Annotated in this window: 19 protein-coding genes; 6 read left to right on the top strand and 13 right to left on the bottom strand. The window is 36.7% G+C overall.

Annotation, left to right across the window (positions count from 1 at the left end; translation table 11 throughout):
• Positions 1-21 precede the first annotated feature (21 nt).
• From AA650_RS24060 to AA650_RS24045, 4 genes are all read right to left on the bottom strand, one after another.
• Positions 22-234 carry a type II toxin-antitoxin system HicB family antitoxin gene (locus tag AA650_RS24060; protein WP_041458216.1) on the bottom strand — a complete coding sequence of 71 codons (213 nt, stop codon included), beginning with the start codon at positions 232-234 and terminating at the stop codon, positions 22-24.
• 34 nt (positions 235-268) lie between these two features.
• Positions 269-1,054, bottom strand: a complete 786-nt coding sequence (locus AA650_RS24055; RefSeq protein ID WP_053540958.1) for an ABC transporter ATP-binding protein — start codon at positions 1,052-1,054, stop codon at positions 269-271.
• Between the two features lie 88 nt (positions 1,055-1,142).
• On the bottom strand, positions 1,143-1,712 hold the full coding sequence (locus tag AA650_RS24050; protein ID WP_053541397.1) for a Uma2 family endonuclease: 570 nt from the start codon (positions 1,710-1,712) through the stop codon (positions 1,143-1,145).
• A gap of 56 nt (positions 1,713-1,768) precedes the next feature.
• Positions 1,769-2,902: a branched-chain amino acid ABC transporter permease gene (locus tag AA650_RS24045; protein ID WP_053540957.1), complete on the bottom strand. Its 1,134-nt coding sequence runs from the start codon at positions 2,900-2,902 to the stop codon at positions 1,769-1,771.
• A 182-nt stretch (positions 2,903-3,084) separates the two neighbouring features.
• Here AA650_RS24045 and AA650_RS24040 point away from each other — a divergent pair, with 182 nt between their 5' ends.
• Positions 3,085-4,671 carry a glucose-6-phosphate isomerase gene (locus AA650_RS24040; protein ID WP_053540956.1) on the top strand — a complete coding sequence of 529 codons (1,587 nt, stop codon included), beginning with the start codon at positions 3,085-3,087 and terminating at the stop codon, positions 4,669-4,671.
• A gap of 194 nt (positions 4,672-4,865) precedes the next feature.
• On the top strand, positions 4,866-5,654 hold the full coding sequence (locus tag AA650_RS24035) for a peptidylprolyl isomerase (RefSeq protein WP_053540955.1): 789 nt from the start codon (positions 4,866-4,868) through the stop codon (positions 5,652-5,654).
• A 45-nt stretch (positions 5,655-5,699) separates the two neighbouring features.
• On the opposite strand, the gene AA650_RS24030 is transcribed toward AA650_RS24035, so the two are convergent.
• From AA650_RS24030 to AA650_RS23990, 9 genes are all read right to left on the bottom strand, one after another.
• Positions 5,700-6,782, bottom strand: coding sequence for a T3SS effector HopA1 family protein (locus AA650_RS24030; RefSeq protein WP_053540954.1), 1,083 nt, complete (start codon positions 6,780-6,782; stop codon positions 5,700-5,702).
• Between the two features lie 15 nt (positions 6,783-6,797).
• Positions 6,798-7,961: an aminoglycoside phosphotransferase family protein gene (locus AA650_RS24025; protein WP_053540953.1), complete on the bottom strand. Its 1,164-nt coding sequence runs from the start codon at positions 7,959-7,961 to the stop codon at positions 6,798-6,800.
• Positions 7,962-8,037: 76 nt separating this feature from the next.
• Complete coding sequence (locus AA650_RS24020; protein ID WP_053540952.1) at positions 8,038-8,253, bottom strand: hypothetical protein; 216 nt, start codon at positions 8,251-8,253, stop codon at positions 8,038-8,040.
• Between the two features lie 210 nt (positions 8,254-8,463).
• Positions 8,464-8,709, bottom strand: a complete 246-nt coding sequence (locus tag AA650_RS24015; protein WP_053540951.1) for a hypothetical protein — start codon at positions 8,707-8,709, stop codon at positions 8,464-8,466.
• 186 nt (positions 8,710-8,895) lie between these two features.
• A complete protein-coding gene (locus AA650_RS24010; RefSeq protein ID WP_053540951.1) occupies positions 8,896-9,141 on the bottom strand; it encodes a hypothetical protein in 246 nt (81 codons plus the stop codon).
• A 200-nt stretch (positions 9,142-9,341) separates the two neighbouring features.
• On the bottom strand, positions 9,342-9,578 hold the full coding sequence (locus AA650_RS24005) for a hypothetical protein (protein WP_053540950.1): 237 nt from the start codon (positions 9,576-9,578) through the stop codon (positions 9,342-9,344).
• Positions 9,579-9,778: 200 nt separating this feature from the next.
• On the bottom strand, positions 9,779-10,015 hold the full coding sequence (locus AA650_RS24000; RefSeq protein WP_053540949.1) for a hypothetical protein: 237 nt from the start codon (positions 10,013-10,015) through the stop codon (positions 9,779-9,781).
• 426 nt (positions 10,016-10,441) lie between these two features.
• On the bottom strand, positions 10,442-10,666 hold the full coding sequence (locus AA650_RS23995; protein ID WP_053540948.1) for a hypothetical protein: 225 nt from the start codon (positions 10,664-10,666) through the stop codon (positions 10,442-10,444).
• Between the two features lie 572 nt (positions 10,667-11,238).
• Positions 11,239-11,811 (bottom strand): peroxiredoxin, encoded by a 573-nt coding sequence (locus AA650_RS23990; RefSeq protein WP_053540947.1) that lies wholly within the window; start codon positions 11,809-11,811, stop codon positions 11,239-11,241.
• Positions 11,812-12,025: 214 nt separating this feature from the next.
• On the opposite strand from AA650_RS23990, the gene AA650_RS23985 reads away from it, so the two are divergent.
• From AA650_RS23985 to AA650_RS23970, 4 genes are all read left to right on the top strand, one after another.
• The gene (locus tag AA650_RS23985) at positions 12,026-12,451 is read left to right on the top strand and encodes a Fur family transcriptional regulator (protein ID WP_027402988.1); all 426 of its coding nucleotides are present in this window, start codon (positions 12,026-12,028) and stop codon (positions 12,449-12,451) included.
• Positions 12,452-12,486: 35 nt separating this feature from the next.
• The gene (locus tag AA650_RS23980) at positions 12,487-12,846 is read left to right on the top strand and encodes a DUF4870 domain-containing protein (protein ID WP_053540946.1); all 360 of its coding nucleotides are present in this window, start codon (positions 12,487-12,489) and stop codon (positions 12,844-12,846) included.
• A 406-nt stretch (positions 12,847-13,252) separates the two neighbouring features.
• A complete protein-coding gene (hemB, locus tag AA650_RS23975; RefSeq protein ID WP_053540945.1) occupies positions 13,253-14,230 on the top strand; it encodes a porphobilinogen synthase in 978 nt (325 codons plus the stop codon).
• 38 nt (positions 14,231-14,268) lie between these two features.
• Positions 14,269-14,874 (top strand): helix-turn-helix domain-containing protein, encoded by a 606-nt coding sequence (locus AA650_RS23970; RefSeq protein WP_335337399.1) that lies wholly within the window; start codon positions 14,269-14,271, stop codon positions 14,872-14,874.
• Positions 14,875-15,050 lie beyond the last annotated feature (176 nt).

The raw sequence follows: 15,050 nt of genomic DNA, 5'->3' as shown, positions 1-15,050 counted from the left end.
TTTAAGAAGTCGGGGATCTAATTAATTAATGCCGATAATTTGCGGTTCGGGTATTGGTTGTCCGTCTTCTAAATAAGATGAAATCAGCATTTCTAAAACTTCTTGGGCATTTTTTAAAGCCTCTTCATAAGTGTCTCCATGAGTACAAGGCTGCATAATATCTGTAAAATCTGGTAATGAGACTACATAACATTTATCTTCATTTGACCATTGAATAACAATTGTATATTTCAGTTCTCTAATTTTTTTGGGCATATCTAATATAATATCATTGTCCTAAATATGCTTCTAAAACTTTGGTATTATTTTGGATTTCTGTAGGGCTACCAACGGCTAGATTTTGTCCTTCAGCTAATACCCAAACTCGATCACATAAGGACATAATTACGTCCATGTTATGTTCAATAATCAAAAATGTCATGCCGTCGTGACGATTCCAGGCTAAAATGCGATCGCATATGTCATCAATTAATCTGGGATTTACGCCAGCAGCAGGTTCATCTAGCAATATTAACTTAGGATTAGTCATCAATGCCCGACCGATTTCTAAAAGTTTCCGCTGTCCCCCAGATAAACCACCGGCATAATCAGCGGCTTTTTTTTCTAACCCTACTGACTCTAATAAAAACATTGCCCGTTCTTTTAGTTGCTTTTCTTCCTTAGCAACAATGTGGGGTTGAAATTGTACTTGCCAAAAGTTCTCACCAGTTTGTTTTTGCGCTCCCAAAAGCATATTTTCTAATACTGATAACTTTGATAAAGCCCGGGCAACTTGAAAGGTTCTCACTAATCCCTGTTGGGCAATTTGGTATGGTTGCAACTGATGAATAGGTTCACTATCAAAAATCACTCTACCTTTATCGGGACGAATAAAATTAGAGAGTAAATTAAATAAAGTAGTTTTCCCAGCCCCATTTGGACCAATTAACCCAGTAATGCTACCTTTGATAACTGCAATATTCGCTTCTTGAACTGCTTTAATGCCGCCAAAACTTTTACAAAGTCCGGTAGCGGCTAAAAGAGGTAATTGGGGTGATTCGATATTATTTACCATTATAATTTTCTTCTCAACTTCATTTTTAGGTTTTTTGTTGGTTTTTAATTATTGTTATGAAATAAAAATTGTCGGAGTTCATCAAATTTTATCCCTGGAAAACCTCAGCCACAGTTAACTTTACATCACTAAATAGAGGCGAACAAATCATATCATCTCCCCTATAAACCTGCTCCTCATAAAAACCCTCCACCCATTCTAAAACCGTCACTTTTTGCCCAATTGGATCAACAATCCAATACTCAGTAATTCCCCGCGCCGCATACTCAGAACGCTTATAACGATAATCACGATTTTCCTGATTTGGACTCACTACCTCAACCACCAGCAAAGGCAGCGGCATATCCATTAAAATCAGCGAGCGTGTAGCCCCCTGCATCACTTGAGCTAATTCTTCAGAAAACACCGTCAAATCAGGAACACGCACCCCCACCTGGCGACTATTCACAGCAATTTCTGTTTTCATACTCAAGCGGTAATAGGGAATACCCAATTGCAGAAAATAGGCAACTAAAAACATTGCTATGCGCCGATTTAGCTCACTTTCTAAAGGCATAGGAATTAATTCTCCGTTCTCAAATTCATATAAATTATCTGTCCCATCGTCATAATTAAGAAATTCCTCAAAAGTCATCTTGTTAGCAGTTGCAACTATCATGGCTATTCCTCCCATAAACGGCTTGTATCAACTATTTTAACATCACAAATTTCTAATTATTTACCAAGAGTCAGTTCCTCCTTTTTCCCTAAAATACCTTGAGGTCGCCAAATCATCAACACCATTAAAAGTAAGCCAATAAACATGATCCGAAATGCACCAATCCGTTCTACATCTAAAGGGACAATTTTGGGTAAAAATTCCCTAGTGAGGGCATCATAGGTAAAGAAAATGACTGCACCTAAAATAGTTCCCAGATTGTTGCCAGAACCACCTAAAATTACCATAATCCAGGCATCAAAGGTAAGTTGGGGTTGGAAGTTATCGGGGTAAATTGCGCCTAGTTGCCAGGCAAAAAATGCTCCAGCAATCCCCGCAATTCCCCCACCTAACATTAATGATTGTAGTTTATAGGAGAAAACGTTTTTGCCTAAGGCTTTGGGAATTTCTTCATCTTCACGAATAGATTTTAGCACTCTTCCCCAAGGCGATCGCACTAAAATTTCCAACCGCCAAAAAACAAAAGCTAAAATTAATAATATGAACAACATTAACCCGGCTTTGGGATTATAATTATACAGTCCAATAACACCAGAAATATAAATTGCAGCAGTTAATAACCCTAAAGCAATTCCGACTATTAACCGAGAGGTAAATTCTTGTTGAATACTACTATTTCTAACTATATTATTACTTGCAGAAATTTGAGCAGTTCGCACCCAACGCCATAGAGAAAATAATGTGATTCCTGCTAATAAAGTTAATACTCCAATCATTACCAACCGGAAAAATAAATTGGGAGTTGTTGATAAAGGGATAACATAACTTTGCACACCGAAAGATCCCGATATCCACGTATTACCTACAGGTAAATCTTGGTTATTGACTATTAATCGAATTAATTCACCTGTACCAATGGTGACAATTGAAAGATAGTCTTCGCGTAACCGCAAAGTTGCAAAGCCAATTACTAAACCAAGCATTGCGGCAACAACTGCTCCGATTCCCGCCGATAGCAGTAACGGTACGCCCTTGAGACTTAATAAAACCGTCGTATACGCACCCAAAGTCATGAAAGCAATATGACCAAAGTTAATTAAACCGGTAAAACCCCATTGGAGATTGAGTCCTAGTCCGAACAGGGCGAAGGTGGCGGTAGAAATAGCGAGAAAAATCAGGTATTCGATCATAATTTAGTTACTTGTCATTTGTCATGTTTGAGTTGTCAGTTATCAGCCGTTAATGTAACGCAATGTAAACTGAAACCCCTCTATATCCGTTATTCTATTAAAAACTGTATAAGACAAAGCAGGGATCGCCAAAAGCATACATTAAACTTGTGTTTGACCAACACTTTATTTGAGATTTCCCTATGGATTCTAGGGTACTTTGGCAACGATACCAGGACTGGTTGTATTTTCATCCAGGATTAGGACTATATCTAGATATTAGTCGAATGCGGTTTGATGATGGGTTTGTGGCATCATTGCAGCCTAAGTTTGACAAAGCGTTTGCGGATATGGTGGAATTAGAAAAAGGGGCGATCGCCAATCCCGACGAAAACCGCATGGTAGGACATTACTGGTTGCGGAATCCAGATTTAGCCCCCACCCCCGAACTCACCCAAGAAATAGTTCAAACCTTAGAACAAATCGAAGCTTTTGCCGACCAGGTACACACCGGGGCAATTCATCCCCCCAAGGAATGCCGCTTTACAGATATCATTTCCATTGGTATTGGTGGTTCAGCCTTGGGTCCCCAATTTGTCACCCAAGCCCTATCCCCCGACCTACCACCCCTACAAATTCACTTTATAGACAATTCCGACCCCACCGGAATTGATCGGGTTCTTGCCCAACTTGGCGATAAACTAGCCACAACTTTGGTATTAGTCATTTCCAAATCTGGAGGCACACCCGAACCTCGCAACGGCATGATTGAGGTTAAACAAGCCTACACAGCCAAAAAATTAGACTTTGCTAAATATGCAGTCGCTATTACCGGACAAGATAGCAACCTGGATCAAGTCGCCAAAGCTGAAAATTGGTTAGCCCGGTTTTCCATGTACGATTGGGTAGGTGGACGTACCTCAGAAATGTCCGCTGTAGGGCTAGTACCTGCGGCATTACAGGGCATTGATATCCGTGCCATGCTAGATGGTGCAAAAGAAATGGATGATGCCACCCGCGTCCCCAATCTCAAAAACAACCCAGCCGCTTTATTAGCCCTTGCTTGGTATTTCTCTGGAAATGGCAAAGGTGAAAAAGATATGGTAGTCCTCCCTTACAAAGACAGCCTGTTGCTATTTAGTCGCTATTTGCAACAACTGATCATGGAATCTTTGGGTAAAGAAAAAGATTTAGATGGGAAAACTGTATTTCAAGGGATTGCAGTTTATGGTAACAAAGGTTCAACCGATCAACACGCTTATGTGCAACAATTGCGCGAAGGTGTCCCCAACTTCTTTGCAACCTTGATTGAAGTTTTGGAAGATCGTCAAGGAAAATCCGTAGAAGTTGATCCTGGTGTGACTACTGGTGATTATCTCTGTGGTTTCTTGTTGGGAACTCGTCAAGCATTGCATGAGAATCACCGCGATTCGATTACAGTCAGCATTCCTCAAGTTAATGCTCGCACAGTTGGCGCGTTAATTGCATTGTATGAACGGGCTGTAGGTTTATATGCCAGTTTAGTAAATGTCAATGCTTATCATCAACCAGGTGTGGAAGCTGGTAAAAAAGCCGCTGCTGTGATTCTGGATTTACAAAAACGAGTTTTAGAAGTGTTGCAAACCCAGAAAAAAGCACTTTCTATTTCTGAACTTGCAGATATGTCCGGCGCTGCTGAAGAAGTGGAAGCAATTTACAAAATTCTCCGTCATTTACACACTAATAATCGGGGTGTGGTGTTAACTGGTGATTTAGCTAAACCTGGAAGTTTAACTGTTTCTCTCGGTTAAAAATTTAGATCCCCGACTTCTTTAAGAAGTCGGGGATCTTGTTTTGTGGCTATAAATTATCAAAAATATTAAAAGTATCATTAGATAGAGATAAAAAAATAACATATTAGGTAAATATGATAGATACGCTAATAACTTATTTAAGCAAGAAAAAAGAATTTTTAATAAATTCAGTAAATTCAGGAGATTAAATTATGTCCAATATTGTAAAAATATCCAAAGAAGATATTATTTATCACCTCAAAATATCTTGTCAAATTCCTAGTTTATTAGAAGCGATCGCCACCAGAACAATTATTACAGAAACTGCCCAAAAAGAAGGCATTACCATCGAAATAGCAGAATTACAACAAACCGCAGATAGTTTACGATTAGTTAACAACCTGATTAAAGCAGAAGACACCTGGGAATGGTTACAAAAACATCATCTTACCTTAGATAACTTTGAAGAAATCGCCAACATTAATCTCCTATCGGCAAAATTAGCTCATCATTTATTTGCCGAGAAAGTTGAACCATTCTTTTATGCTCACCAACTTGATTATAGCGGAGTAGTCACCTATGAAGTCATATTAGATGATGAAGATCTAGCTTTAGAAATATTTTATGCCCTCCAAGAAGGAGAAATTAGTTTTCAAGAAGTGGCTCGTCAATATATCGAAAATCCCGAAATTCGTCGCGCTGGAGGATATCAAGGTATCCGCAAACGCAGTGATTTTCGACCAGAAATCGCTGCCGCAGTTTTTGCAGCTAATCCCCCAGAAATTATTAAACCAGTCGTTACACCCAAAGGAGTCCATATCATTATAGTTGAAGAAATCATTGCCCCCGAATTGAATGAACAAATGCGCGTAGCTATTCTCGGAGATTTATTTACTAATTGGTTAAAAGAGCAAATTAATAAATTAGAAATTGTCGCCACATTAGGAGATCAAATAAATTCTCCTCCTTCCCCAATAGAAATATTTAGTGAAGCTAGTTAAAATTTTAGATCCCCGACTTCTCTAAGAAGTCGGGGATCTTGGATCTTAGTAATTCAAGGGAGTATAAATATCTTCTGAGTGGGCATTAAGATAAGGATATTCTAGCTTAATTTTGTGTAATGCAAATTGTTCAAAAATAGCTTTCATACGACTTTCAGGATGATTATTCCCCCCTTGCCAAGCAGCAATTAAACCATTAGCAATCATTTGACAACGATTAGTACCAAAACTTTCCTTTTCACCAAATTTATCTTCTGGTTCTTCAGCACAACTTAATCCCGGTGCCAGTGGCTTAGTAAACAAAGGTACTTCTTGAGAAAAACTGTCTCGATTTTCTAAATATATCTTTTGCAGTATAGGATGAATAGTTTTATAGTGATGCTTACTGAAATAAAGCACTGCTGAATCATAACGTTTATATTCATCAGGATTATATAGAGCTTTAAAAGAGAACGCAACTTGCATATTATTGAACTCTCTAGTCACATTATCCATCACTGATGCTGCTCCTTCTGGTGATACATTAAAGTAGATTCTGACAATATCTTGATTGTCTTGAGTTCCTAAATTAGACACTGCCATATAAAATCCATTTTGAACTAGATTTTTAGGCATTTTGATGGACACTAAGTTACCAAGAGTAGCATATTTATCAATCTGTGATAAATATAAATCACGCTCAATATGCAAAGTCAAACCATTTTTATGAACCGCCAAAGATCCATCAGTTTCTTCATTAACTACCAGCCAATTTTTACTCCAATAGCCTGTGCCTTTATTACTTGTATGTAGTCGTTCATAGAAAGCTAAATCTATGCCAAATAAGCTATTATTACTTAAATTATTATCCTGGGAATCGGCATTGCTAGAGTCATGCCAAGAACCATTATAATAAGCACTGTAGAGAAAATTACGTAATTGGATACTTAAATGTTTATTTTGAATATCCAATGGTAAATTTTGAAAGCGAGAAATAACTGATTCTGGTAATGCTAATAAGTTATATTCTGGGTGCTTAATAGCATAAAATGATTCAATTTCCAGATAATTAGCAATATTTTGCAGAGATGTTTGTAATTCCTGTGGTAGTTGAAAAAGTTGACTATCTAGAGAATCTAATACTTGCATATAGGGTTTCCTTATTTAAGCAAGAGATAAATTTTTAGAGATTATTTCTGAAAATTCCATTCCTAAAATTGTGGAAATAGATGCTTGGGGACGACATAATAAACTCTTAGCAACTTGAAGAATACAGATACCTGAATTACCGAAAGTTTTCTCATATTGCAGTTTAGCTTGAATAGCTCTAATTAAGGCTAAACCGCTAAACTGCATCACTAATGGCAAGAAGTTTGGACGAACTTCTAAAATTTCTGGAAAGTTAGCTAAATAACCAGTAACTAATGCTGATAAAGAAGGTTGAATCATTGATAACGGAATAGCCGCTAAACGCAAACATTCTTCAATAGGTATAGTTTTACTAGCGATTATGCTATATAACCAAATTTGCAGATAACTGGCGATTATTGTTCCTAAATCATTAGCAGGATCTCCCCAATCACCTCTTTCCCAATCAATCAGTCTGAGAATATTTTTATTTCCAGGTAATTTCTCTTCAATTTCTGTTTCCCAATTCAAAGATAAAAGAATATTATTGAGTTTAAGATCATTATGAGTTAGACAACAAGGCATAAAAGCCTGATTTAATTCTGCAATTGCTTTTCCTAAATTATCGTAACGTTGATAGAGAGCAAAAAATTTCAATCCATCAGCAGGAAGATTACCGAATATTTGTGGTGTAATTCTATCTAATCCTTTGCTCAAATTTGCACCCTCTAGAGAATTTTTAAAGAACTTTTGATAATTTTTATTTTCTATCGTTGAACGATGAACTTTTGCCAGCATCGTACCAAGTAACTGAGCAATTTCAGGAGAAAATACCTGATCTTTGGCATAAAATTCTGCCAAATCTTGATATTCATTTAGATAGTTAAACACCATAATGGAGTTTTCTAAATCAAAATGAATTGCTTCTGATAAATATGAACGTAAGTGATTTATTTCTGGGAATTTTTGACAAAAATCATGAATTCTCCATTCTTCTTTAAATTCACCTAAAGTCTTACCATCTCGATCATGACGCTCTTGCTTAACTAAGATTTGACGTTCCTGTGGTAAACTGACTAATAAATTAAAGTTTTTAGCTGGTTTTAACTCAATTTTGCTTAATGATTCATCTTGTGGGGGACAAATTCCCCGATTAACCAAGTAGTCAAAAACGTTGGTAGAACTTATGAGAAGTGGCATAGCTTTACATGAAAGATTAGTTAACAATGGGTTGGCGAATTAACAAAATATAGGCTGATTGCATAGAAGATGAGGTTTAATAATTGCTATTAAATGAACTTCCTAAATAGGAAATAGAATCTATAGCATAGGCTAATAAAATGAACTCCATAGACTTAATTCCGAACTTGACTAATTCATGAAAATTACCCCTATTTCCCCCAACTATAGAAACAGATTCTATACTACTAATTTCATGAATTAATAATTTTTCTTGGGTTGTGTTTAAATCGGAAATTGTAATTCTTGCCATTTGCTTAATACCCACTAATTATAAAATTGTCATAGCCGTAAAGTGTAAGCAAACACCAGATATTAATTGATTATTTAATCTGGTTTCGTCAGTTATCTAAGATCCTTATCCCCTGTTATTTAATGGAAATTAGGATGATAAAATCTTAAATTAACCAGATTTTTATGGGATGAATAAGTAATTTCATATTGCTTATTCATCTCAGGTATTTTAATGACTATAGTGATTGCTGTGGCTAAATGATTTAGCCAGAGATACAACGTTATCAATAGCAAAGCCTAACAAAATAAACTCCTGACCTTTAATACTGTAGTATACTAAATCATGAATTCCAGAACCGCTACCACCTTGAATAGAAATGGTATCTACATCATTCATTTCGTTTAAAAAGCTTTCGGAATCTTGGAACAATTCAGAACCGTTACCTTGTAATTGAGAAAGTTTGATACTAGCCATGATTTCTTTCCTCCTAGATTAATCATCAGTCAATTGATATTCTGCGAAAGTCAGTTAAGCTTGTTTTTTTATCAGTAATCCTAATTCCCCTAAAAAATAGAGGAATTAGGGTGATAAATTCTTAACTGAACCAGATTTTTATGGGATGAATAAGTAATTTCATATTGCTTATTCATCTCAGGTATTTTAATGACTATAGTGATTGCTGTGGCTAAATGATTTAGCCAGAGATACAACGTTATCAATAGCAAAGCCTAACAAAATAAACTCCTGACCTTTAATACTGTAGTATACTAAATCATGAATTCCAGAACCGCTACCACCTTGAATAGAAATGGTATCTACATCATTCATTTCGTTTAAAAAGCTTTCGGAATCTTGGAACAATTCAGAACCGTTACCTTGTAATTGAGAAAGTTTGATACTAGCCATGATTTCTTTCCTCCTAGATTAATCATCAGTCAATTGATGCTTTGCGAAAAGCAGTTAAGCTTGTTTTTTTATCGGTAATCCTAATTCCCCTGAAAAAATAGAGGAATTAGGGCGATAAATCCTTAACTTAACCAGATTTTTATGGGATGAATAAGTAATATAAAATTACTTATTCATCTCAGGTATTTTAATGACTATAGTTAGTGATTGCTGTAGCTAAATGATTTAGCCAGAGATACAGCACTATCAATAGCAAAGCCTAACAAAACAAACTCCTTACCTTTAATACTGTAGTGTACTAAATCATGGATTCCAGAACCGCTACCACCTTGAATAGAAATGGTATCTACATCATTCATTTCGTTTAAAAAGCTTTCGGAATCTTGGAACAATTCAGAACCGTTACCTTGTAATTGAGAAAGTTTGATACTAGCCATGATTTCTTTCCTCCTAGATTAATCATCAGTCAATTGATGCTTTGCGAAAAGCAGTTAAGCTTGTTTTTTTATCGGTAATCCTAATTCCCCTGAAAAAATAGAGGAATTAGGGCGATAAATCCTTAACTTAACCAGATTTTTATGGGATGAATAAGTAATATAAAATTACTTATTCATCTCAGGTATTTTAATGACTATAGTTAGTGATTGCTGTAGCTAAATGATTTAGCTAGAGATACAACGTTATCAATAGCAAAGCCTAACAAAACAAACTCCTTACCTTTAATACTGTAGTGTACTAAATCATGGATTCCAGAACCGCTACCACCTTGAATAGAAATGGTATCTACATCATTCATTTCGTTTAAAAAGCTTTCGGAATCTTGGAACAATTCAGAACCGTTACCTTGTAATCGAGAAAGTTTGATACTAGCCATGATTTCTTTCCTCCTAGATTAATCATCAATCAATTGATGCTTTGCGAAAAGCAGTTAAGCTGGGTTTGTGCCTTCTCTTAACTGCTGATTTAATTTTTATTCATAAAATTAGTGAAAATCAAGGCTTAAACCTAGTTAAAAAAGACATAATTAAATGAGTTGAGTCTGTTTATTAATAAAATAAGTAGTCGGACAAAATTAAATTCACTCGTTGAGAGAGGGAACAGGGAACAGGGAACAGAAAAATCAATTGTGTAATTAATTCTGTCCCATTACTTATTAGGTATAGATTCAAAGACAAAAGTATCTTCTCTTTTCCTGAAGATGGTATTTTTAATTTAAATCATAGAAAAAATCGTGTGTTAGCTGTTCATAAGCATGAAAACACACGATTTTTAGGAAAATGTTCAATTATTGCTATGTTTCTTAAGTATCGAATCGTTGTCTGAGATCATCCATCATTGTATTGAGTTCTGTCCTCCAGTCTTGAAGTTGAGTATCTATGTTAAGAGGTAATGGGGTTTCTGTAGACCGATAATTTCCGCGTCGGCTTCTGTAACCACCTATAATATTCGTCAATTCCTCAATGCTGAGATCATTGAAAATCTGTTCCCTACCCAGAGGATATATATCAGAGACGGTTATCGGCATAATTGGTTCTCCTTTCCCAATCTAAGCTGGGATAAAATAAAGCTATAAATTTAACATTCCCTCTCTTGTATTTTCGTTTTTTATAGGCTAAATTCAAGTTCTTATATCTGATTTAATGGACAGAATTACCAACTTTTTGTCTATCAAAACAAAAAAGCAAAAGAAGTTTCATAACAGTAACTTCTCTTGCCTTAGATGAATTAAAAACTATCAACCTCTATCAAAAGGTGGAAGTTTCTTTCTGTTCCCTCCCCAAAGCATCGGGGAGGGTTAGGGTGGGGTAATTTGAGAAATAATGGTGATTCGATAACTTGTGTGTACACCGTAGCTCCCAAAAGGAGAGGGAAGCAGAAAAACTTTTTTTAGCTGGAAGGGTGGTTTCAAAGCATCTCCCCGCACCTCTCCCTAACCCTCTCCTAAAAGGAGAGGGAAAAGGAATAACATTTAATACTGGAGAGGTTTACCAGAGGGGTTTGTTTATACATTAAAAACCTTTCAAACATCCTCTTACTCTTGCCTATTGCCTATTGCCTTGCTATAACGACAATTTTCAACGCCAACCTGCTTAGTAATTAACCAACAAATGCTAAACGGGGTGCGATCGCAGCAGGACGTTCTACACCTTTGAGGTAAGCAAGAACGGTATCAGCATCAGATACTTCAAAGGGGTCATCACCAGCGTTGTCTTGAAAACCAGGTTCAATGAACATTTTTTCAATTTCGCAGTTATTAACAACCATTGCATAACGCCAAGAACGCATACCAAAACCGATGTTAGATTTATCAACTAACATTCCCATTTTGCGGCTAAATTCTCCGCTACCATCTGGTAACAAGAAAACATTTTTAGCGCCTTGTTGTTTACCCCATTGGAACATTACAAATGCGTCATTAACTGACAAACAAATGATTTGATCAACACCTTGCGCTTTGAATTCCTCAAATAGTTCTTCATAGCGAGGTAAATGTGTAGAAGAACAGGTAGGAGTGAAAGCACCGGGGAGAGCGAATAATACTACTTTCTTACCGGCAAAAATTTCTTGTGTGGTTAAATCTTTCCAAGTGTAAGGATTGGGTCCACCTATAGATTCATCCCGTACACGAGTCTTGAATACTACATTTGGAACGTGAGTAATAACAGTCATAAATACCTCTTTCTTAGATGGAAGATTTTAACTCGTGCTGCTGCTTTTGCTTAGCGCATCAGTAGCTTATCTCGTAAATCAGAATAATTCTGATTTAGGAATTAGTCAATAGTTATAAATACTTATTTTATAATGTATTTTTTAAAAAAGTTTAGTTCTTAAAAAGGAAAAGTTATAATAAGGGCTTATATCTTTATATAACTAAGTAAATCCTATGCAGCCAAAAGCTAATGATATTATCAAAACCCTGAAAAATAGAGGGTTGCGAGTCACCCCCCAAAGATTTGGCGTTTATGCCAACCTATTAGCCAGAGAAGATCACCCGACAGTTGATCAAATTCTGAGGGACTTGAATCAAGAAGCACCCACTTCCTCTCAAGCTACCGTATATGCGGCACTCCAGGCACTGCGAGAGGCGGGTTTGGTGCGAGAAGTGCTATTAGAGGAAGGTGTATCTCGTTATGATGCTAACGTTGCCCCCCACCATCATTTCCGCTGTAACTGCTGTGGCGCGATTGAAGATATCAACTGGAATACTTTCCCGAATATTGATGTTAGTCAACTGCGACAGGGGTTAAAAGTAGAACGGTATGAAGTGACAGTTGAGGGAATGTGCGATGCTTGCGGCACTCATGTTTGATATAATAATTAACTAGAATTGAATAGGAGCAAACAATGTACGACAGCGATAAACGTAAATTATTATCAGCATTATGTCATGGAGCAATTTTTTTTAGCACCACCATTGTCTCCATTGGTTTACCTATAGCCATACTATTTGTATCAGATGATCCTGTTGTTAAAGACAATGCCAAGGAATCTATCAATTTCCATTTTAACGTTTGGTTATATGGAGCAATTCTGGGGGCATTGTTTTTTCTGATTGGTTGGTTGATTGTACCATTATTCATCTTGTTTCCACTCGCAGGTTTAGGTTATATCCTCCACTGGGGATTGACAATTTGGGCGCTAATTGGTGTTTTTAGCAATCCTGATCAACCTTGTCGTTATCCGTTTATTTTTCGAGTTCTTTAGATCAAATCAGGGAAAATATGGTAATTTAATTAATCATAGACTTTTGATTAAACAACTTACCAAAATTAATTGCATGATTTTTTAAGATTGTTTTTTGCAAATTTGTTATAAGCAAATGTCTATCAAGTTGTAAAATATAAAATTGCCCCACAGCTTCATCAACAGCAGGGCAAAAGACAGTTAAAGCACTGCTTGTAGTTTGTCTGAATAGAGCCAGCTACAAACTTGCTTTTGTGACGCTTTATTCTGTGTCCATCTTATTGTTTTTTGTTACATTCAGTGAAAAAACAGTTTGCCTACGGCACACTATTCGCGTTTAGAAAGGAATTTAAACTCCTTTTTATTTACGAATACAATCCTTCATTCCGTGAAATCATTAAATCCGTCAAATCAGTGATAAAAATTTATGTTTCCTATACATCGTCCTCGTCGTCTGCGTAGCCATACCCAATTACGCCGTATGGTACGTGAAACCGTTTTAACTACTAACGATTTGATTTATCCATTGTTTGCCGTACCAGGAGAAGGTATTGCCAAGGAAGTTAAATCTATGCCCGGTGTTTATCAACTTTCAGTAGATAAGATTGTTGAAGAAGCTAAAGAGGTTTATGACTTAGGAATTCCCGCAATTATCTTATTTGGAATTCCGGCAGATAAAGACATAGATGCTACCGGGGCGTGGCATGATTGTGGCATTGTTCAAAAGGCAGCAACCGCAGTTAAAAATGCCCTTCCTGATTTAATTGTCATGACTGATACTTGTTTATGTGAATATACAAGTCATGGACATTGTGGTTATTTACAAGTTGGTGATTTAACAGGTAGAGTATTAAATGACCCAACTTTAGAATTATTAAAGAAAACCGCAGTTTCTCAAGCTCAAGCAGGTGCAGATATTATCGCACCTTCGGGGATGATGGATGGTTTTGTTCAAGCAATTCGCGCAGGTTTGGATGAGGCGGGATTTGAAGATATCCCCATTATGTCTTATGCTGCTAAATATGCTTCGGCTTATTATGGACCATTTAGAGATGCAGCGGACTCAACACCACAATTTGGCGATAGACGCACTTACCAAATGGACCCCGGTAACGCCCGCGAAGCCCTGAAAGAAATTGAGTTGGATATTGCTGAAGGTGCTGATATGCTGATGGTAAAACCAGCTTTAGCATATATGGATATTATCTGGCGCGTCAAAGAAGCTACTAATTTACCTGTGGCGGCTTACAATGTCTCTGGTGAATATGCAATGGTGAAGGCTGCGGCTTTAAATGGTTGGATTGATGAGCAGCGTGTGGTTATGGAAACTTTGACTGGCTTTAAACGGGCTGGTGCTGATTTGATTTTGACTTACCACGCTAAGGATGCGGCTCGGTGGTTGTAGTAAGATAATGTCTCACGCAAAGGCGCAAAGGCGCAAAGATGATTTTGAGTGGCTTTGTGTTTGGGCGTGAGATTTTTGGTATTTTGGATGTGATATTACTACGGTACGAATTATATTTCGCGCAAAGGCGCAAAGACGCAAAGTTTAAGATTTTGATAGCTTGCGTGGCCATGCTATTAATAAAAGCATCACCGGCTGTAACGGGTGTTAAGGTAAAAATTATGATTAAGACCTCAGATAAAGCGCCAAGCTACATTAAATTATTACAAACTTTCCCTCCTAGACCTATCAAATCTGATGAGGAACTGCTTGCTACTCAAAATGTAATTGATTCTCTGTTAGACCATACTCCATTAACACCAGATGAGCAAGACTATCTTGATTTACTTGGTACTTTAGTGTACGAATACGAGCAAACAAAAGAACCAGTTCCTGATATTTATGGAATAGAATTGCTCAAAGCTCTTATGGAAGAATATGGCTTTCATCAAAAAGATTTGATTCCTGTATTTAAGACAGAATCTATGGTGTTAGATATCCTAACAGAAAAAAGCCAACTCACTGTCAGTCATATCCAAGAGTTAGCAGAGTTTTTTCATCTTTCACCTGCTGTTTTTCTACCGTTACCTACGCAAAATCCATAAAATTAAACTGTGTTAATAATTACATTTATTTTGTAAATTCTGCCGTGTATAACAGCTTGTTCACATTGAGACTGGTAATGGGTAATTGTCTCCTTTTTGCTTCTTTGACAAAAGTAATATAAAATGCCCTGTGTTACCAGTACGGTTCACTAGCATTAGAAATTTTTGATCTAGAG

This window comes from Anabaena sp. WA102, from assembly GCF_001277295.1.
Classification (GTDB): Bacteria; Cyanobacteriota; Cyanobacteriia; order Cyanobacteriales; family Nostocaceae; genus Dolichospermum; species Dolichospermum heterosporum.
This window is presented reverse-complemented; position numbering and strand designations above follow the sequence as displayed.

Excerpts from the sequence above, each read along its gene's own strand:
- AA650_RS24010 (WP_053540951.1), bottom strand. The coding sequence starts at position 9,141 with ATGGCTAGTATCAAACTTTCTCAATTACAAGGTAACGGTTCTGAATTG.
- AA650_RS23980 (WP_053540946.1), top strand. The coding sequence starts at position 12,487 with ATGTACGACAGCGATAAACGTAAATTATTATCAGCATTATGTCATGGA.
- AA650_RS23990 (WP_053540947.1), bottom strand. The coding sequence starts at position 11,811 with ATGACTGTTATTACTCACGTTCCAAATGTAGTATTCAAGACTCGTGTA.
- AA650_RS24055 (WP_053540958.1), bottom strand. The coding sequence starts at position 1,054 with ATGGTAAATAATATCGAATCACCCCAATTACCTCTTTTAGCCGCTACC.
- AA650_RS24040 (WP_053540956.1), top strand. The coding sequence starts at position 3,085 with ATGGATTCTAGGGTACTTTGGCAACGATACCAGGACTGGTTGTATTTT.
- AA650_RS23995 (WP_053540948.1), bottom strand. The coding sequence starts at position 10,666 with ATGCCGATAACCGTCTCTGATATATATCCTCTGGGTAGGGAACAGATT.
- hemB (WP_053540945.1), top strand. The coding sequence starts at position 13,253 with ATGTTTCCTATACATCGTCCTCGTCGTCTGCGTAGCCATACCCAATTA.
- AA650_RS24015 (WP_053540951.1), bottom strand. The coding sequence starts at position 8,709 with ATGGCTAGTATCAAACTTTCTCAATTACAAGGTAACGGTTCTGAATTG.
- AA650_RS23970 (WP_335337399.1), top strand. The coding sequence starts at position 14,269 with ATGATTTTGAGTGGCTTTGTGTTTGGGCGTGAGATTTTTGGTATTTTG.
- AA650_RS24030 (WP_053540954.1), bottom strand. The coding sequence starts at position 6,782 with ATGCAAGTATTAGATTCTCTAGATAGTCAACTTTTTCAACTACCACAG.
- AA650_RS24050 (WP_053541397.1), bottom strand. The coding sequence starts at position 1,712 with ATGATAGTTGCAACTGCTAACAAGATGACTTTTGAGGAATTTCTTAAT.
- AA650_RS24005 (WP_053540950.1), bottom strand. The coding sequence starts at position 9,578 with ATGGCTAGTATCAAACTTTCTCAATTACAAGGTAACGGTTCTGAATTG.
- AA650_RS24045 (WP_053540957.1), bottom strand. The coding sequence starts at position 2,902 with ATGATCGAATACCTGATTTTTCTCGCTATTTCTACCGCCACCTTCGCC.
- AA650_RS24020 (WP_053540952.1), bottom strand. The coding sequence starts at position 8,253 with ATGGCAAGAATTACAATTTCCGATTTAAACACAACCCAAGAAAAATTA.
- AA650_RS24025 (WP_053540953.1), bottom strand. The coding sequence starts at position 7,961 with ATGCCACTTCTCATAAGTTCTACCAACGTTTTTGACTACTTGGTTAAT.
- AA650_RS24035 (WP_053540955.1), top strand. The coding sequence starts at position 4,866 with ATGTCCAATATTGTAAAAATATCCAAAGAAGATATTATTTATCACCTC.
- AA650_RS23985 (WP_027402988.1), top strand. The coding sequence starts at position 12,026 with ATGCAGCCAAAAGCTAATGATATTATCAAAACCCTGAAAAATAGAGGG.
- AA650_RS24000 (WP_053540949.1), bottom strand. The coding sequence starts at position 10,015 with ATGGCTAGTATCAAACTTTCTCGATTACAAGGTAACGGTTCTGAATTG.